Source organism: Duganella sp. AC917 (assembly GCF_979258245.1).
Map to the genome: position 1 here is coordinate 264323 of NZ_OZ409848.1, position 17699 is coordinate 282021.

Annotated in this window: 15 protein-coding genes and 1 riboswitch; of the genes, 8 read left to right on the plus strand and 7 right to left on the minus strand. The window is 64.0% G+C overall.

Annotation, left to right across the window (positions count from 1 at the left end):
- Positions 1–55 precede the first annotated feature (55 nt).
- From ACZ0BA_RS01160 to ACZ0BA_RS01180, 5 genes are all read left to right on the plus strand, one after another.
- Entirely contained in the window at positions 56–2281 is a 2226-nt protein-coding gene (locus ACZ0BA_RS01160; protein ID WP_463449539.1) for a heavy metal translocating P-type ATPase, read from the plus strand.
- Positions 2278–2670: a Cu(I)-responsive transcriptional regulator gene (gene cueR, locus ACZ0BA_RS01165; protein ID WP_463449540.1), complete on the plus strand. Its 393-nt coding sequence runs from the start codon at positions 2278–2280 to the stop codon at positions 2668–2670. Before ACZ0BA_RS01160 ends, cueR begins: the two co-directional genes overlap by 4 nt.
- Positions 2671–2713: 43 nt before the next feature.
- A riboswitch (cobalamin riboswitch) is annotated at positions 2714–2933 on the plus strand.
- A 66-nt stretch (positions 2934–2999) separates the two neighbouring features.
- Positions 3000–3596 carry a MotA/TolQ/ExbB proton channel family protein gene (locus tag ACZ0BA_RS01170; protein WP_463449541.1) on the plus strand — a complete coding sequence of 199 codons (597 nt, stop codon included), beginning with the start codon at positions 3000–3002 and terminating at the stop codon, positions 3594–3596.
- 1 nt (position 3597) lies between these two features.
- Positions 3598–3939, plus strand: coding sequence for a DUF2149 domain-containing protein (locus ACZ0BA_RS01175; protein ID WP_229210296.1), 342 nt, complete (start codon positions 3598–3600; stop codon positions 3937–3939).
- A complete protein-coding gene (locus ACZ0BA_RS01180; RefSeq protein WP_463449542.1) occupies positions 3926–8029 on the plus strand; it encodes a cobaltochelatase subunit CobN in 4104 nt (1367 codons plus the stop codon). Before ACZ0BA_RS01175 ends, ACZ0BA_RS01180 begins: the two co-directional genes overlap by 14 nt.
- Positions 8030–8120: 91 nt before the next feature.
- On the opposite strand, the gene ACZ0BA_RS01185 is transcribed toward ACZ0BA_RS01180, so the two are convergent.
- The gene (locus tag ACZ0BA_RS01185; protein WP_463449543.1) at positions 8121–8882 is read right to left on the minus strand and encodes a sulfite exporter TauE/SafE family protein; all 762 of its coding nucleotides are present in this window, start codon (positions 8880–8882) and stop codon (positions 8121–8123) included.
- A 116-nt stretch (positions 8883–8998) separates the two neighbouring features.
- On the opposite strand from ACZ0BA_RS01185, the gene ACZ0BA_RS01190 reads away from it, so the two are divergent.
- Positions 8999–9718 carry a glutathione S-transferase gene (locus tag ACZ0BA_RS01190; protein WP_463449544.1) on the plus strand — a complete coding sequence of 240 codons (720 nt, stop codon included), beginning with the start codon at positions 8999–9001 and terminating at the stop codon, positions 9716–9718.
- Positions 9719–9766: 48 nt separating this feature from the next.
- Here the strand turns inward: ACZ0BA_RS01190 and ACZ0BA_RS01195 are convergent, their stop codons facing one another.
- From ACZ0BA_RS01195 to ACZ0BA_RS01220, 6 genes are all read right to left on the minus strand, one after another.
- Positions 9767–9967 (minus strand): heavy-metal-associated domain-containing protein, encoded by a 201-nt coding sequence (locus ACZ0BA_RS01195; RefSeq protein ID WP_463454689.1) that lies wholly within the window; start codon positions 9965–9967, stop codon positions 9767–9769.
- Between the two features lie 85 nt (positions 9968–10052).
- Entirely contained in the window at positions 10053–10337 is a 285-nt protein-coding gene (locus ACZ0BA_RS01200) for a type II toxin-antitoxin system HicB family antitoxin (RefSeq protein ID WP_463449545.1), read from the minus strand.
- A gap of 211 nt (positions 10338–10548) precedes the next feature.
- Complete coding sequence (locus tag ACZ0BA_RS01205) at positions 10549–12459, minus strand: PhoH family protein (RefSeq protein ID WP_463449546.1); 1911 nt, start codon at positions 12457–12459, stop codon at positions 10549–10551.
- Positions 12460–12763: 304 nt separating this feature from the next.
- Positions 12764–13228, minus strand: coding sequence for a peroxiredoxin (locus ACZ0BA_RS01210; protein WP_463449547.1), 465 nt, complete (start codon positions 13226–13228; stop codon positions 12764–12766).
- Positions 13229–13322: 94 nt separating this feature from the next.
- Positions 13323–14291 carry a formyltransferase gene (locus ACZ0BA_RS01215; RefSeq protein ID WP_463449548.1) on the minus strand — a complete coding sequence of 323 codons (969 nt, stop codon included), beginning with the start codon at positions 14289–14291 and terminating at the stop codon, positions 13323–13325.
- Positions 14292–14319: 28 nt separating this feature from the next.
- Positions 14320–14712: an Mth938-like domain-containing protein gene (locus ACZ0BA_RS01220; RefSeq protein ID WP_463449549.1), complete on the minus strand. Its 393-nt coding sequence runs from the start codon at positions 14710–14712 to the stop codon at positions 14320–14322.
- 250 nt (positions 14713–14962) lie between these two features.
- On the opposite strand from ACZ0BA_RS01220, the gene ACZ0BA_RS01225 reads away from it, so the two are divergent.
- Together ACZ0BA_RS01225 and ACZ0BA_RS01230 are read left to right on the plus strand one after the other, a co-directional pair.
- A complete protein-coding gene (locus ACZ0BA_RS01225) occupies positions 14963–16195 on the plus strand; it encodes a pyridoxal phosphate-dependent aminotransferase (RefSeq protein WP_463449550.1) in 1233 nt (410 codons plus the stop codon).
- A gap of 42 nt (positions 16196–16237) precedes the next feature.
- Positions 16238–17560 (plus strand): homoserine dehydrogenase, encoded by a 1323-nt coding sequence (locus ACZ0BA_RS01230; RefSeq protein WP_463449551.1) that lies wholly within the window; start codon positions 16238–16240, stop codon positions 17558–17560.
- The last annotated feature ends 139 nt before the right edge of the window (positions 17561–17699 follow it).

Here is a 17699-nt window from a genome sequence, read left to right on the forward strand (position 1 = left end):
CCAATCGTGGGATACTTGAAGCTATCGGCATTCGCTGTTACTTCGAGTTCCCATAATGAGCACTGTCCCTGAAAAACCCGTATTGCAATCGATCAAGATCGAAGGCATGAGCTGCGCATCCTGCGTCGGACGCGTCGAGCGCGTGCTCGCCGGCGTCGATGGCGTCAAACAGGTCAGCGTCAATCTGGCGACCGAGATGGCGCGCGTGGAATCGGCGCTGCCGATCGACTTCGACGTGCTGCGACAGGCGATCGACAAGGCCGGCTACCAGGCTACGCCCGCGCCGGCGACTTTCGCCCCCGTCGCCCCGGCGGTGATCGCCCCTGGCGCCAGCGGCTACGCCGTGCTGTTGGCGGCGATGCTGTCGCTGCCGCTGATCCTGCCGATGCTGCTCGAGCTGGCCGGCGTCCACTGGATGCTCGACGGCCGCCTTCAATTTCTACTGGCGACGCCGGTGCAGTTCTGGCTCGGCGCGCGTTTCTATCGGGCCGGCTGGCTGGCCGCGCGCGCCCGCAGCGGCAATATGGATCTGCTGGTGGCGATCGGCACCAGCGCCGCCTATGGTCTGAGCGTGTACCAGCTGCTGACCGCCACGTCGGCTACGCCGCACCTGTACTTCGAGGCGTCCGCCGTCGTTATCACCCTGGTATTGCTGGGCAAATGGCTGGAAGCGCGCGCCAAACGTCAGACCACGTCCGCGATCCGCGCGCTGCAGGTGCTGCGGCCGGAATCCGCGCGCGTGCGTCGCGGCGACCAGGATGTCGAGGTGCCGATCGGCCAGGTGCTACCCGGCGACATGGTGGTGGTGCGGCCGGGCGAACGCATCGCCGTCGACGGCGTGGTGGTGGAGGGCGCCAGCCACGTGGACGAAGCGCTGATCACCGGCGAAAGCCTGCCGGTGGCGCGCCACGTGGGCGAGCGGGTGACCGGGGGCGCGATCAACGGCGAGGGCATGCTGCTGGTGCGCGTGACGGCGGTTGGCGCCGAGAGCACGCTGGCGCGCATCATCCGCCTGGTGGAGGACGCCCAGGCGGCCAAGGCGCCGGTGCAGCATCTGGTGGACCGCGTCAGCGCGGTATTCGTGCCTGTGGTGCTGGTGCTGGCGCTGTTGACATTGGTGGGCTGGTGGCTGGCGTCAGGCGATGGCGAGACGGCCATCATCAACGCGGTGGCGGTGCTGGTGATCGCCTGTCCGTGCGCGCTGGGACTGGCGACGCCGGCCGCCATCATGGCCGGCACCGGCGTGGCGGCGCGTTACGGCATTTTGATCAAGGATGCGGAGGCGCTGGAACTGGCGCACCGCATCACCACGGTGGCCTTCGATAAAACCGGCACGCTCACGGAAGGCAAGCCGTCGCTAACAGCGTGCGAGCCGGCGCCAGGGGCCGTCGACAAGGCGCGCCTGCTTCAACTGGCGGCGGCCGTACAACGTGGCAGCGAGCATGCGCTGGCCCGCGCGGTGCAGCAGGCCGCCGGGGACGGATCGGCCGGCGCGCTGGTCGGCGCCGACATCACGGCCTTGCCCGGACGCGGTGTCGCCGCGATGGTCGATGGCATGCGGCTGATCCTCGGCAGCACGCGCTTGATGCAAGAGCAGGGTGTCGCGCTCACCACGCTCGCTGCGCGCGCCGCCGAACTGGAACAACAAGGCCTGACCGTGTCGTGGCTTGCCGAGCAGTCTACGCAACCTGCGCGCTTGCTTGGCTTGCTGGCCTTTGGCGACCGTGTCAAATCAAACGCCCGTGCCGCCATCGAAGCGCTGCATGCGTTGAACATCGAGACCGTGCTGCTGACCGGGGACAATCAGGGCAGCGCCGTTCACGTCGGCGCGGCGCTCGGCATCGGCAGGGTGGTCGCCAACATGCTGCCGGCCGATAAAGCCGCCGCCATCGGCGCCATGAAGCAGTCGGACAAATGCATCGCGATGGTCGGCGACGGCATCAACGACGCGCCGGCGCTGGCCGCCGCCGATGTCGGCATCGCCATGTCCAGCGGCACCGACGTCGCCATGCACGCCGCCGGCGTCACGCTGATGCGCGGCGACCCGGCGCTGGTGGCCGCCGCCATCTCGATCTCGCGTCGCAGCTACAGCAAGATCCGCCAGAATCTGTTTTGGGCATTTATCTATAACCTGGTTGGCATTCCGCTGGCCGCCTTTGGCCTGCTCAACCCCATGGTCGCGGGGGCGGCGATGGCGCTCAGTTCCGTCAGCGTGATCAGCAACGCGCTGCTGCTGCGCCGGTGGAAGCCGCAGGCCCCTAGTGCAGGAGGGAAGCCATGAATATCGGGCAAGCGGCCAGCGCCTCCGGCGTCTCGGCCAAGATGATCCGCTACTACGAGAGCATCGCGCTGATTCCGCCGGGGCGGCGCAGCGAATCGGGCTACCGCATCTACAGCGACAACGACCTGCACGCGCTGCGCTTCGTCAAGCGCGCACGCACGCTCGGCTTTTCGCTTGACCAGATCCGCGACCTGCTGTCGCTGTGGCAGAACAAGCAGCGCGCCAGCGCCGATGTCAAAACGATCGCGCTTGGCCATGTCGATGAGCTGAACCAGCGTATCGCCGAACTGACGGAAATGCGCGATACGCTGCAAACCCTGGCGCAGTGCTGCAAAGGCAACGACAGGCCCGATTGCCCCATCCTTCAAAGTCTCGCCGATCCGAAGTAAGCCCTGTGTCGCCGGCCGATCTGCCCGGCGGCGGCGGAACCACGTATAATCGCCGGGTTTTGGTGCTCGCGCGTCCGTCTGGATGCGCAGTTAAACGGGAAACATGGCGCTGGCCCAGCCAGCCAACATGTGCTGCCCCCGCAACGGTAAACAAGCGTCGTCGCCGACGACTATCCGCCTCGCTGTGCCACTGTGCTTTTGCATGGGAAGGTCAGGTGGATTTGCTTGCGAGCCCGGATACCGGCCAAAGAGGTGGAAGCGCCCAGGCGCTTCCTTTCAAGCTGCTCACGGGGAGGTGAGTGGCTTGCTTCTGTCGCTGGATCATTTCAATGCCTAACCTGCCTGCCGACGCGGCCATCCGCTCGATCGAGACGCTGCTGTATTCCATTTCCAATGTGCTGTATCTGCCCGTGCTGCTGGGGATCGCCGCGCTCACGTTGTACATGCTGGTGTGCTTCGGCACCTTCGGCGCCGAATGGATAGAGCGCCGGCGCGGCGTGCGCATGCTGGTCGCCACCGCCCGTCACGACATGGCCGCCGCGCTGACCGCGCAGGAAGGCGAGCCCGGACTCGATGCGCGCCTCGAACGCGTCGTGCAGCGCGCCGACGCCGCCGGCGTGCGCCGCTTGGACGGCGTGCGCTTCGTGGTGCGGGTCGGCCCCGCGCTCGGCCTGATGGGCACCTTGATCCCGATGGGGATCTCGCTGGCCGGTCTGGCGCAGGGCAATCTACCGAAGATGGCCGAATCGATGACCACCGCCTTCACCGCCACCGTGGTCGGCCTGGCGTGCAGCGTGTGCGCCTATCTTCTGAGCCTGGTGCGTGAGCACTGGCTGCGCAGCGACCTGACCGACATCGCCTACGCCGCCGAAAGCTTGCTGGCGACGCACGCGCACAAGCCGCATCTTACCCGCGTGGAGGCTTGATATGGCAATGCGCTTTATGAACCGCCACCGCTACAGCCGCATCGGCGAGCACACCGAGGACCCGCTGGCCGGCGTCGCCAACCTGTTCGACGCTAGCATCGTCTTCATCGTCGCCATGATGCTGGCGCTGTTCTCGGCCTGGAACATGATGGACCTGCTGGACCCGAATTCGGAAGTCACCATCGCCAAGAAGAGCGCGGACGGCCGGGTTGAAGTGCTGACCAAGAAGGGCGCCGAGATTACGGTGAGCCGCGTCAGCGACAAGCCATTGTCCGGCTCCGGCAAGCGCCTGGGCACCGCCTACCAACTGCCGGACGGGAAGGTTGTTTATGTTCCGGAGTAAGCGCTTTGGCACCCTGGAAGTCGTATTGCTGCTGTTGATATCCTTTTTCATCGTCGGCTACGTGCATTCGGCGCAGGCGCCGCGCACCTTGGCGCTGATGCTGGGCGACGTCGAGTCGCGCCCGGCGGTGCTGGCCGTGCGCGGTTTGCAGGCGGAGCTCAAGGCGCTCAACGTCGTTATCCGCATCATCCCCAACAGCGGCATGACGCAGGCCGACCGCGATGCGCTTGCCATCGCCGATGTGGCGGTCGTCAATGCCAGGAGCCGCCTGGCGATGGCGGGCCTGAAGGACGAATTGCAGGCGCTGAGAAAATCGCGCCATCCGGTGTTTGCCGTCGGCGGCGCTATCGACGACAGCGTTCGGGAAATGGGTGTGCAGGACGATAAGACCATCCAGCAGTATCACAGCGAGGGCGGCATCGAGAACATGGGCAACCTGCTGCGCTACATCCTGCGCCAGCATTTCGGCGCGACCATGACGGTGGCGCCGGTGCACGCGATGCCGGACGTCGGTCTGTACGATGTCGCGGCCAACCGCACCTACAGCAGCTACGAGCATTATTTACAGGGCTATGCCAACTACAAGACCGGCGCGCCGTGGATCGCCGTGCCTTTCTACCGCGCCAGCCTGGTGGCCGGGCAGACTTTGCCGCTGGCGGCCATCGTCGCCCGTCTCGAAGCGAGCGGCTACAACGTGCTGCCGGTGTTCGGCTATCCCTATGATGTGCCGCTGCGGTTTCTGCTCGATGAAAATGGCAAAAGCCGCGTCGAGCTGATCGTCGCGCTGGGCATGAAGGTCGGCGGCACCGCCAATACCGGCACGCTGCTCGACAAGATCGGCGTCCCGGCGATCAACGCCATCACCCTGAGCCAGCACACGGCGGCCCAATGGCGCGAATCGAAGATCGGTCTCGATATCATCGAACGCACCTGGCAACTTGCCGGCGCCGAGATGGCGGGACTGATACAGCCGACCGTGGTCGCAAGCCGTGAGCGTATCAGCGATGCGCAGACCGGATTGGCCTACGTCGAGGAGACGCCGATCGCAGAGCGCATCGAGCGCCTGAACGAGCGCGTGGCGGCCTGGCTGGCCTTGCGCCAGAAGGCCAACGGCGACAAGCGCATCGCCATGATCTACTTTAATTATCCGCACGGTTCCGAGACCATCGGCGCGGCGTACCTGAACGTGCTGCCGGAGAGTTTGTGGCAGATCGTCCAGCGGCTGAAACGCGACGGTTATCAAACGGGCGACGCCCTGCCGCCTGGCGAGGCCGAGCTGCAAGGCGAGATCCAGCAGTGGGGCAATTATCCCGGCAAGTCCAAAGGCGATTACATGACGGGCCTGAAGCATCTGGCCGAGAGCGGCCAGGCCTTGCTGGTGCCGCTGGCCGACTACCAGGCGTGGTTCGACAAACTGCCGCAAGCGCTGCGGGATTCCATCCTGGCGTCGTGGGGCAAGCCGGAAAACGCGCCGGTGCTGTGGCGCGACGCCAAAGGTACGCAATTCTTCGTCTACCCGGCCCGCCGCTTCGGCAACGTGCTGATGGCGCCGCAGCCCGGCCGCGCGTGGGAGCAGAACCTGGAGAAGCTGCACAACGAAGTGAGCATGCCGCCGAGCCATGAGTACATCGCCTTCTATCTGTGGCTGCAAAAGAGCTTCCAGGCCAATGCGGTGATGCACATCGGTACCCACGGTACGCAGGAATGGCTGACCGGTAAAGAGGCCGGCTTGTCCGAGGACGATCCGACCGAGGCGCTGATCGGCGCCATGCCGAACATCTATCCGTATGTGATGGACGATGTGGGCGAGGGCATACAGGCCAAGCGACGCGGCATGGCCACCATCATCGACCACATGACGCCACCGTTCGATATCGCCGGCCTCAATCCGGACCTGCGCGAGCTTGGCGCGCTGTTGAACGACTACCGCGTGGCCGAGCAAAAAAGCCCGCTGCTGGCGCGCAGCCATCTGGTGGCGCTGAACCGCATCGCGGCCAGGAGCGGCGTGTTGAAGGACATGAAGAAGACCGCGCTCAAGACCGAAGCCGATATGGAGGCGCTGGAAGAATATCTGGACGACACCGGCAACAAGCTGACGCCTTTCGGTTTGCATACCTTCGGCGTGGCGCCGACGGCGGAGCGGCGCAACGCCACGGCGCGCGCGGTCGTCAGTCTCGACACGGCCGCCACCGCCGAACAAAAAAGCAAACGCGTCGCGCAGCTGGAAAACGATATAGAACGCAGTGCCGCGCTGGAGCTGGACCGCCTGATGGAGGCGCTGTCGGGCCGCTATATTCCGGCCGGCGCCAGCGCGGACCTGGTGCGCAATCCCGACGCGCTGCCAACCGGCCGCAATTTCTTCGGCCTCGATCCGTCGCGGATTCCCAGCAAGACCACCTACGAGGCGGGCGCCAAACTCGCGCTGCAACTGGTAGACGACTACCGCAAGCGCCACGGCGTCTATCCGGACAAATTGACCATGAACCTGTGGGGCGTGGAGACCTCGCGTCACGAGGGCATCATGGAGGCACAGGCGATGGCGCTGATGGGCGTGCGTCCGACCTGGGATGAGCGCGGCCGCGTCACCGGCGTTGAAGCGATCGCACGCAAAGAGTTGGGACGTCCGCGTGTCGACGTCACGCTGATTTCGTCGGGCTTGTTCCGAGATTTGTTCGGCAATCTGCTGGCGTTGATGGACAAGGCGGCGCAACTGGCGCAACAACAGGACGATCTGGGCGCGGCCTCCGACGCCGGCCCGTCGGGCAACGTGATGCAGGAGCATAGCCGCAAGACGGCGGCGGCATTGCAGGCGAACGGTATCTCCATCGACGAGGCGCGGCGCATGGCGTCGGTGCGCATTTTCGGCGTGCCGAGTGGCGCGTACGGCACGCAGATCGAAAAGCTGATCCCGCTGACGAACGCCTGGAAGAACGAGAAGGAAGTGGCGGATGTGTTTATCAACCGCATGAGCCATCCCTTCGGCGCTGGCTACTGGGGCGACGACAAGGCCGATCCGGTACAGCGGCGCGAGTTGTTCAAGCAGGCCATCAGCGGCAGCAAGATCGCGCTGCACAGCCGCTCCAGCAACCTGTTCGCGACCCTGGACAACGACGACTTCTTCCAGTACCTGGGCGGCACCGCGATGGCGATCCGCAGCGTGGACGGCAAAACGCCGGAGGTGGTGGTGAGCGACCTGTCCAATCCGCGCAAGCCGGGCCACAAAACGCTGGAGCAGTACATGGGCCAGGAGATGCAGTCGCGCTACCTCAATCCCAAGTGGGCCGACAGCATGCTGAAGGAGGGTTATTCCGGCGCGCGCTACATCAACCGGGTGGTCGATTATTTGTGGGCGTGGCAGGTGACGGTGCCAGAGGTGGTCGACAGCAGCAAATGGCAGCGCATGTACGACACCTATGTCGCCGACCGCCACGGCCTGAGAGTGCGCGAGCGCTTTGCCGCCAGCGGCAACCTGCGCGCGTACCAGGCGGTGACCGACCGCATGCTGAGCGCCATCGAGCGTGGATACTGGCAGCCTGGCGACGCGGTGCGCGACAATCTCACGCGCCAGAATGCGCGGGCGATCAAGGAGGCCGGCGTGTCATGCAGCGCCGATTCGTGCAGCAAGGCGACGTTGAAGATCGCGCCGGAGTTCACCGGTCAGTTCGTGCCCAACGTCGGTTCCAATCCGGCGATCGCGCGCGGCGCGGCTGCGGCGAGTCGCGCCGGCGGTTCGGCGCCGTCCGCGCAGCCGGCGGCCACCGCGCCGGGGCAGCAGCAGGCCAACGACGCCGCGATGCAGGCGGCGCTGGCGGACTTGCAGGTGCTGCAGGCGAAGTCGCAGGAGTTGCAACCGGTGCCGGCGCCGCGCGCGAAAGCCAAGCCGGCCGACCCGGCGCCGGCGTCGTCTGCGAAAACCGAGCCGGCCGACGCCAAGGTCAGCGGGTTTGAAATGCAGACGCTGGCCAATCTCACGCCTGCGCAGAAAACGGTAGGGACGCTGGCTTTGCTGGCGCTGGCCGCAGGGTTGGTGGGCGCCGGCTACATTGGCCGCAGAAAGAAGCTGAAGAAGCTGAACGGGATGTTGGACTAAGTGTCGATCTGAATCACGTAGGGCCGATTACGGCATTCAGCGTAACCACCCTATGTGATCCTCGATATGAATTACGCGCGGAATCATGGCATCAACGCACAAACATCCAAACCGTCAACGCCGCCCCAACCACCACCACGAATCCCCGCATCACCTTCTCCGGCAAACGGTGGATCAACCAACCGCCGCACAAGCCGCCGGCGATGCCGCCCACGCACAGCGCCAGCGCCGCCGCCCAGCTGATTAACCCCGACGTGGCAAAGATCATCGCCGCCACGGCGTTCATGGCCATCGCCAGCACGTTCTTGGTGGCTGCCGCCATGCGCACCTGCTGCCCGGCGACGGTCAACGCCGCCAGCATCAGAAACCCGATCCCGCCGCCAAAGTAACCGCCATAGATCGCGATGCAGCCCTGCGCCAGCACGAGCACCCAGCGCGGCATGCCGCTGGCGGCGTGCAGCGGCTTTTTGCGGAAGCTTCCCCACGCGAACACGCTGGTGGCAAACAGCACCAGCCAGGGCACCAGCCGCTCGAAGAACGACGCCGGAGTATTCAACAGCAGCACGGCGCCGAAAACGCCGCCGATCGCGCTGATGACCAGCATCTGGCGGAACGTCAGCGGACCGACGTCGCCCACCAGTTTGCGCCCCGCGTAGGCGGACGTGATCTGGCTGGGGAACAGCGCGATGGTCGACGTCATGTTGGCGGCCAGCGGATTCAATCCCGCCAGCAGCAGGGCTGGGAACGTGATGAACGACCCGCCGCCGGCCAGTGCGTTTTGTACGCCGGCGAGGAATCCCGCAGCGGCGACCATCAGGACGATGTGTAGTTCAAGCGGTGGCACTGGCGGCATGGGCGGCATGGACAGCATATAGTTGGGTGTGGAAGCGATTATAACCGTGGCCGGAAAAGCTTTCCGGCGGCGGCATCGTGCGACGGGTCCGCGCCTGCGGTGCTACGATCATCCGCATGACGACACCATACCAACTCTATTACTGGGACGGCCTGCAAGGCCGCGGCGAATTTGTGCGGCTGGCGCTGGAGGAGGCGGCCATCCCGTACGACGATGTGGCGCGGCGCAAGAAGGGCATGCCGGCGTTGATGGCGAGCCTGGACGGCGACAAGGTCGACCACCCGTCGTTCGCGCCGCCGGTGCTGCGTGCGGGCGAGCTGCTGATCGGGCAGACGGCCAATATCCTTATGTTCCTCGGCGCACGGCACGGGCTGGCGCCGCGCGCGGAAGCGGGCCGATTGTGGGCCAACCAGCTGCAGCTGACCATCTCCGACATCGTCGCCGAAGCGCACGACACGCATCATCCGATCTCCACCAACAAGTACTACGAAGATCAGAAGAAGGAAGCCAAGGCGCGTGCGCAGGACTTCCGGGCCGCGCGCATACCGAAGTTCCTGGACTATTTCGAGGGCGTGGTGCAGCGCAATCCTGGGCGCGGCGGCTGGGCTGTGGGCTCGCGGCTGTCGTATGTCGATCTGTCGCTGTTCCAGCTAATCGAGGGTTTGCGCTATGCGTTCCCGAAGACGATGGCCAAGCTCGAGCCGTCGTATCCCGGGCTGGTGGCCTTGCGCGACAAGGTAGCCGCGCGTCCCAACATCGCCGCTTACGTCGGCTCGAAGCGGCGCATCCCCTTCAACGAGGACGGCATCTTCCGCCACTATCCCGAGTTGGAGTAAAGGGAGTCCCCGCCTCGCAGCAAGCGGGGAATGAAATTGACGGGAGGTTTAAGCGCCGCCAACCACCGGATACCCGGCGTCGGCGATCGCCGATTTCAATGGCGCCAGCGCGGTGGCGCTGTCGATTTTGACGGTTTTGGTGGCCAGGTCGACATCGACCTTGGCGGTGGCGTCGACCGCCTGCACCGCCTTCGTCACAGCGCCCACGCAGTGACCGCAACTCATGTTTTCCACTTGTAGCTGATACATCGACTTCTCCTTCACGGGTTCGATGATCATACTGTATGCCTTCCAATCGTGGGAAGGTCAAGGGAAACGAGCAGCATACCGCCGATCAGCCTTCCGGCGGATCATCGAGCCTCGCCAGGTCGAGGCTGACCATGGCCCAGATGCCGTCGGCGTAGTCGGGCTCGCGCGACAGGTACTCCACTTCGGACGGTTTGATCTCGAACGATTTGCCCTGCTCGACCAATTGGCCGACGTGGCCGTAGATGGCCTTGGTGGCGTTGCTCATCGCTTTGTCCACCGTCTCCCCGGTGGTCACGCAGCCCGGAATGTCCGGGACGGTCACCCCATACCGGCTGCCGCCACGCTTCTGGATCAAGATCGGGATGTCCATGGTCTTACCTCAGCTGTGGGGTCGGAAAGGCGGGTGAAATCAATGACTTGGATGGTAGTGTTATACAAGATGCCACAGGATTCAAGAACTTTCGTGGATCAATACGTTTACTTGTGCATAGGTTGGATGACAGAAACTGTTTGCGGAAAAAAAGAAGCCCCGCCGGCATTGCTGCGGGCGGGGCTAACAGGTACGTATTTATTTTACTACATTACAGCACGTCGCTGGCGTGATCGGCCAGGCGCGAGCGTTCGCCGCGCGCCAGGGTCACGTGGCCGCTGTGCGACCAGCCCTTGAAGCGGTCGACCACATAGGTCAGGCCGCTCGAACCCTCGGTCAGGTACGGCGTGTCGATCTGCGCGATGTTGCCCAGGCAGAGGATCTTCGTGCCCGGACCGGCACGCGTGACCAGGGTCTTGACCTGCTTCGGCGTCAAGTTCTGCGCTTCGTCGATGATCAGGAACTTGTTGACGAAGGTGCGGCCGCGCATGAAGTTGAGCGACTTGATCTTGATGCGCGAGCGGATCAGGTCCTGCGTTGCCGCACGGCCCCATTCGCCACCGTCCGAATCGGACTTGTTGAGCACTTCGAGGTTGTCGTCGAAGGCGCCCATCCACGGCGACATCTTCTCTTCCTCGGTGCCCGGCAGGAAACCGATGTCCTCACCGACCGGCACCGTCACGCGGGTGACGATGATTTCGTTGTAGAGCTTGGTTTCCAGCACCTGTGCCAGACCGGCCGCCAAGGCCAGCAAGGTCTTGCCTGTACCGGCCTGGCCGAGCAGGGTGACGAAGTCGCATTCCGGATTCATCAGCAAGTTCAAGGCGAAGTTCTGCTCGCGGTTGCGGGCCGTGACGCCCCACACATTGTTCTTGTTGTGGCTGAAGTCGCGCAGGGTTTGCAGCACGGCCGTCTTGCCGTTGATCTGCTTGACCTGGCCGTAGAACGGCGCTTCGCCATTCTTCGGCTCCAGGAAGATGAACTGGTTGACCAGCAGCGACGGCACGAACGGACCGGTGACGCGGTAGAACGTCGCGCTTTGTCCGTTTTTGTTTTCCTGCCACGATTCCAGATCCTTGCCGTGCTTGGTCCAGAAGTCGTCCGGCAGCTGGACGATACCCGAGTACAGCAGGTCGGTATCTTCCATCACGTGGTCGTTGAAGTAGTCCTCGGCCGGCAGGCCCAGCGCGCGCGCCTTGATGCGCATGTTGATGTCCTTCGACACCAGCACCACCGGACGGCCTTCCTGTTCGGCCTCCAGCGAACGCACCACGGACAGGATCTGGTTATCGGCCTTGCCGACCGGCAGGCCCACCGGCAGGTCCGCCGTTTGCATGCGCGTCTGGAAGTACAGGCGACCCTTGGCGTCCTTGTTGCCCAACTTGGCCAGCGGGATGCCGTTCTCGATGGCGTCGTCGTCGGTGTTGGAGACCAGCGCGTCGAGCGTGCGCGACACCTGGCGGGCGTTGCGCGCCACTTCGGTCATGCCCTTCTTGTGGTTGTCCAACTCCTCCAATGTCATCATCGGCAGGTAGACGTCGTGTTCCTCGAAGCGGAACAACGACGATGGATCGTGCATCAGCACGTTGGTGTCAAGCACGAACAGCTTGGTCGTGCCGGTCTGGTCGGCGTGACGGCTGGTCGACGACTTGATGCCCACTTCGTTGCTCTTGTGCTTGGCCGGATGCGGCGCCTCGGCGCTGATCGGCGTGACCTTGCCGCGCGCGGCCGGGGCTTGCTTGGCTTTGGCGACCGGCTTGGCGGCCACCGCAGGCGCAGGCGCTGGTGCGGCAGCGGGCGCAGGAGCAGCCTGGGCGGCCTTCAACACGGCCGGGGCGGCCTTGAGCACAGCGGCCACCGCCTTCGACTTGGCGGTGGTTTTCGCTGGCGCTGGGGCGGCTGGTGCGGCCGGCGCCACTTGCGCGGCAACCGGCGCCGCCGCTTTGGTTTTCGCTACGGGAACTGCTTTGACGGGCGCCGCCTTCTTCGGCGCGGAGGCTGGCGTGGGCGCTACGTCGGCGACCGCCGCAATGGCGGAAACCGGACGCGGCCCTGTCGCTTTTGGATAATCTTTTGCCAACAGTAAAGTCGCTGGCTTACTAGGTAATTTTGGCAGTGGCATCAGGATCTCAATCGAAAAATAACTGGAGGAATCCGCCCACAGGGCGACGGCCCGCATGCAAGCGCGGGCGCACGCTTCCGGTGGAGGAAGCGTTAGTGCCGAATGGGGTGGATGCTGGGTGGAACAGGATAGTAGACTGCCGACGGGCGCACATCTTGCCCGGTGAACGTACCGCGTGGTGGCCGGCTGGCCACCATGTAGGGTGGGAAGAGTGACAGTGATGACTCAAAATGGTTAACAAAATGGCTGGATGCGCATGATTCTGCTACGGTTGAGCAACTCTGAAAGGCAACGCGCAAACCTGTTAAGCCTGACGCGCCACAAATTCCAGCACTTCATCGACGTGACCCGCTACCTTCACGCCTCGCCATTCTTTCACCAATTGGCCGTTAGCGTCAATGACAAACGTGCTGCGCTCTACGCCGCGGACGGTCTTGCCGTACATTTGCTTCATTTTCATGACGTTGAACTGCGCGCAGACCGCCTCGTCGGGATCGGAAATGAGCTCGAAAGGCAGGCCCAGCTTGGCCTTGAAGCTTTCGTGCGAGCGCAGCGAATCGCGGCTGATGCCGTAGATCTCGGTGCCGGCGGCCTGGAATTGCTCGTACAGATCGCGGAAGGCGATGTTCTCGGTGGTGCAGCCGGGAGTATTGTCCTTCGGGTAGAAAAACAGCACGGTATGGCGCGCTGGCCGGCCCGACAGCTGGAAAGTCTGGCCGCCGGTCATGGGGGCGGAAAAGTCGGTAACAACGGGTTGGCTATCAGCCACTGGTTTTCTCCTGGAGATGGACATCGACAATATGAGGGCGGGTTTTCACGCTTCAAGACGGCGCACAAAGTAAATCTTGGCGGTGACACGCGTCCTAGGGCCGCGCCCGCAGCCGCGTTTGCAGTTGCTCGGCCGTGACGGGCGCGCCGTCGGCGGTCAGGCTGGAAATCGTCAGCATGCGGCCGTCGCCGCACACGCCAAAGATGCAATTATCCACTACGGTCAAGCCCGGTGGCAAACCGAGGGCGACGACGTTGCCGAAATTGCCGGACAGCCGCGCGCGCTCGATCACGTAACGCACGCCGGCGACGTCGGTGAACGCGCCACCGTAGGGCGGCGCGGCGGCGCGGTGCAGGTTGTAGACCTGCCGCGCCGGCTGGCGCCAGTCGATGCGGCCGTCCTCGAGCGTGGGCGCGCGGGCATGTCCGTCCGGACCAGAGCCTGGTCGGCCGTCGACGCGAAGGCGCGGCGCGGTGCCGTCGAGCAGCGACGGCAGCACGCGCCACAAGGTTTGTTCGGCCGCCACGGTGACCTTGACGGCCACTTCGAAGGCGGTGTCGTCGGGCAGGATGGGGACCTCCACCTGCGAGACCACGGCGCCTGCGTCCGGCTCGGCCGTGAGCTCGTGCAGGCTGGCGCCGGTGACGGTGGCGCCCTGCAGCACCGCGCACGCGACCGGCGCGCCGCCCCGGAACTCCGGCAGCAGCGAGCCGTGCATGTTGTAGGTCGGCGCCACCGCCAGCAGATCGGCCGATAGCGCGTGTCGATAGTCAAAGTTGAACAGCAGGTCGGGCATGGCGTCGCGCACCTGTTCCAGCAGCGCGGGCGATTCGGCGTCGTCGGGGGCGATGCAGGGCAGGCGTTCTTCGCGGCACAGCGAGCGCACCGATTCGCCGTCGTGGTCGCCGCCAGGGTCGTCATCGTGGGTGACCACCAGCGCGACATCGACGCCGCCGGCCAGCAACACCTTCAGGCAGCGCACGCCGAGGTTCTGGTGCGCGAAGACGACCGCGCGTTGCCGGCGGTCGTGGTCGTTCGGGTCGTCGTAGGGGTGGTCGTTCATCGCCGTGCCCCTTGTGCCGTCAGCCGGCTCAGGCGTCCGCCTTGCCGGTGTTGTCGATGATTAGCGCCAGCGTGACTTTGCGGCCTTCGCCCATCAGGATGTTGTAGGTGCGGCAGGCGGCCTGGCTGTCCATGCATTCGACGCCGATGCGGCGCATCGTCAGCGCGGCCGTCAGGCGCGGGTGGATGAAGCGCTGCTTGGCGCCGGTGCCGAGGATGACAACGTCCGGCGAATCGGCGCCGATGATGTCGAAGTGCTCGGCGGTGATCGATTCGAAGGTCGGCGCGGGCCAGGCGCGCGGCTCGGTTTCGGGCAACACGATCAGGCTGTAGTTGTAGCGCTCGGCGTTGATCTCGACGCCGGTCTCATCGTAGCCGGTGACGGTTTGGTACTTTTTGGTATCGCTTGCGTGGAGCTTCATGGTATTTGCTGTTTGATGGCGTTCGTGTGGGCAACGGGGCCGGGGCCGCAGATGTCTACGTGGTGCGCGGAATAACGTGGTATGGGTGACATTGTAGCCTTTTTCAAGGGGCGCTTCGCCGTTTAGCCCTGCCAGAGGTTGATTAAACGGGTGGCTTTCGGCAGAATGGTTCTTTTCGCATTGCAGCACAGGCCGCCAACGTGTTTTTGGCAGGCCACAGCGGTTTGCCTCACCAAGACAGGATTTTATTTTGCGACCGATTCAAAAATCGAACAAACTGGCGGAAGTCTGCTACGAAATCCGCGGCCCGGTGCCGGAAAAAGCCCGGAAAATGGAGGAGGAAGGCCACAAGATCACGAAGCTCAATATCGGCAACCTGGCCGTGTTCGGTTTCGATCCCCCGGACGAGATCGTCCAGGATATGAAGATCAACCTGTCCAACGCAGCCGGCTACACCGATTCCAAAGGCATGTTCGCGCCACGCAAGGCGGTCATGCATTACACGCAGGGCAAGAACATCGCCGGCGTGTCGATCGACGACATTTACCTCGGCAACGGCGCGTCGGAACTGATCGTCATGTCGATGAACGCGCTGCTCAACACCGGCGACGAAGTGCTGGTGCCGGCGCCCGACTATCCGCTGTGGACCGCCGCCGTCAGCCTGTCCGGCGGCACGCCGGTGCACTACATCTGCGACGAGCAGCAGGAATGGTATCCGGACATTGAAGACATCCGCCGCAAAATCACTTCGAACACGCGCGCTATTGTCGTCATCAACCCGAACAACCCGACCGGCGCGCTGTATCCGGTGGAGCTGCTGCAACAGATCATCGACGTGGCGCGCCAGCACCAGCTGATCATCTACGCCGACGAGATTTACGACAAGGTGCTCTACGACGAGGCCGAGCACGTCTCGATCGCCTCGCTGGCGGACGACGTGCTGTTCGTCACCTTCAACGGCCTGTCGAAGAATTACCGCGCCTGCGGCTACCGTTCCGGCTGGATGGTGGTGTCGGGCGAAAAATCCCATGCGAAAGACTATATCGAGGGCCTCAACATGCTGGCCTCGATGCGCTTGTGCGCCAACGCACCGGGGCAGTTTGCGATCCAGACTGCGCTCGGCGGCTACCAGTCGATACAAGACCTGGTGGGACCGGGCGGGCGCCTGTTAAAGCAACGCGATCTGGCCTACAAGCTGCTGACCGATATTCCGGGCGTCACTTGTGTCAAGCCGAAAGCGGCGCTGTACATGTTCCCGCGTCTCGATCCGAAAATCTATCCGATTGCGGACGACCAGCAGTTCGCTTACGAATTGCTGGCAGAAACGAAAGTGTTGATCGTCCAGGGCAGCGGCTTCAACTGGATCGCGCCGGATCACTTCCGCGTCGTGTTCCTGCCGAACTCGGACGATATGACGGAGGCCTTTGGCCGCATCGCCAAATTCATGGAAGGCTACCGCAAACGCCACGGCGCCAGCTTCTAGCCTCCACGCTCCACCGAACCGCAGATCAATAGAAACGATAATATGAAACCCATCAAAGTAGGCTTGTTAGGCGTCGGCAACGTCGGCTCCGGAACGTTCAATGTGTTGGAACGCAACCAGGAAGAAATCCGCCGGCGCGCCGGCCGCGGCATCGAAGTGGTGGCCGTCTCGGCCCGCAACCTCGAGCGCGCCAAGGAGCGCACCGGCGGCAAGGTCAAAGTGGTCGCCAGCCCGTTCGACATCGTCAACGATCCCGAAATCGACATCGTCGTCGAGCTTATCGGCGGCTACGACGAAGCGAAGGCGCTGGTGTTGCAAGCCATCGCCAACGGCAAGCACGTGGTCACCGCCAACAAGGCCTTGCTGGCCGTGCATGGCAACGAGATCTTCGCGGCCGCGCAACAAAAGGGTGTCATGGTCGCGTTCGAGGCGGCGGTGGCCGGCGGCATTCCGATCATCAAGGCGTTGCGCGAAGGCCTGACCGCCAACCGCATCGAATGGCTGGCCGGCATCATCAACGGCACCACCAACTTCATCCTCTCCGAAATGCGCGACAAGGGCCTGGACTTCGCCACGGTGCTCAAGCAGGCGCAGGAACTGGGCTACGCCGAAGCCGACCCGACCTTCGACATCGAGGGCGTGGACGCGGCGCACAAGGCCACCATCATGTCGGCGATCGCCTTCGGCATTCCGGTTCAGTTCGACAAGGCGCACGTCGAGGGCATCTCCAAGCTCAACGCGATCGACATCCGCTACGCCGAGCAACTGGGCTACCGCATCAAACTGCTGGGCATTGCCAAGCGCGCCAAGGTCAACGGCGTGGAAGGCGTGGAGCTGCGCGTGCATCCGACGCTGATCCCGAGCAAGCGCCTGATCGCCAACGTCGAAGGCGCGATGAACGCCGTGCTGGTGCAGGGCGACGCCGTCGGCGCCACCTTGTACTATGGCAAAGGCGCCGGCGCCGAACCGACCGCCTCGGCCGTGATCGCCGACCTGGTCGACATCACCCGCCTGGCCACGGCCGATCCGGAGCACCGCGTGCCCCATTTGGCGTTCCAGCCGAACGCGATGACCGATATCGAGATTTTGCCGATGTCGGAAATCACCACCAGCTACTATCTGCGCATGAACGTCAGCGACCAGCCTGGCGTGCTGGCCGACCTGACCCGCATCCTGGCGGACGCGACGATCTCGATCGACGCCATGCTGCAAAAGGAACCGGCCGACGGCGAAACCAAGACCGACATCATTTTCCTGACGCACCAGACGCAGGAAAAGAACGTGACGGCGGCGATCGCCAAGATGGAAGGGCTGTCGACCGTGTGCGGCAGCGTGACCAAGATTCGCCTCGAAAACCTGAGCTGAGTAACAGGAGCGGGGGCGGCCGGATAATCGGTAAATATTGATTATCTAGCAACTCTGCAGGCAAAAAAAGTCCGGGTAGCGTCTACGCACGCTACCCGGAAAAGGGTCAGTTACTAGGGTGGTGTTACGGTACTACGGT

What these genes read in the sequence shown, in the direction of transcription:
- ACZ0BA_RS01205 (WP_463449546.1), bottom strand. Translation starts at nt 12,459, where the DNA reads ATGCCACTGCCAAAATTACCTAGTAAGCCAGCGACTTTACTGTTGGCA.
- ACZ0BA_RS01215 (WP_463449548.1), bottom strand. Translation starts at nt 14,291, where the DNA reads ATGAACGACCACCCCTACGACGACCCGAACGACCACGACCGCCGGCAA.
- ACZ0BA_RS01180 (WP_463449542.1), top strand. Translation starts at nt 3,926, where the DNA reads ATGTTCCGGAGTAAGCGCTTTGGCACCCTGGAAGTCGTATTGCTGCTG.
- ACZ0BA_RS01185 (WP_463449543.1), bottom strand. Translation starts at nt 8,882, where the DNA reads ATGCCGCCAGTGCCACCGCTTGAACTACACATCGTCCTGATGGTCGCC.
- ACZ0BA_RS01200 (WP_463449545.1), bottom strand. Translation starts at nt 10,337, where the DNA reads ATGGACATCCCGATCTTGATCCAGAAGCGTGGCGGCAGCCGGTATGGG.
- ACZ0BA_RS01160 (WP_463449539.1), top strand. Translation starts at nt 56, where the DNA reads ATGAGCACTGTCCCTGAAAAACCCGTATTGCAATCGATCAAGATCGAA.
- ACZ0BA_RS01170 (WP_463449541.1), top strand. Translation starts at nt 3,000, where the DNA reads ATGCCTAACCTGCCTGCCGACGCGGCCATCCGCTCGATCGAGACGCTG.
- cueR (WP_463449540.1), top strand. Translation starts at nt 2,278, where the DNA reads ATGAATATCGGGCAAGCGGCCAGCGCCTCCGGCGTCTCGGCCAAGATG.
- ACZ0BA_RS01195 (WP_463454689.1), bottom strand. Translation starts at nt 9,967, where the DNA reads ATGTATCAGCTACAAGTGGAAAACATGAGTTGCGGTCACTGCGTGGGC.
- ACZ0BA_RS01230 (WP_463449551.1), top strand. Translation starts at nt 16,238, where the DNA reads ATGAAACCCATCAAAGTAGGCTTGTTAGGCGTCGGCAACGTCGGCTCC.
- ACZ0BA_RS01220 (WP_463449549.1), bottom strand. Translation starts at nt 14,712, where the DNA reads ATGAAGCTCCACGCAAGCGATACCAAAAAGTACCAAACCGTCACCGGC.
- ACZ0BA_RS01190 (WP_463449544.1), top strand. Translation starts at nt 8,999, where the DNA reads ATGACGACACCATACCAACTCTATTACTGGGACGGCCTGCAAGGCCGC.
- ACZ0BA_RS01175 (WP_229210296.1), top strand. Translation starts at nt 3,598, where the DNA reads ATGGCAATGCGCTTTATGAACCGCCACCGCTACAGCCGCATCGGCGAG.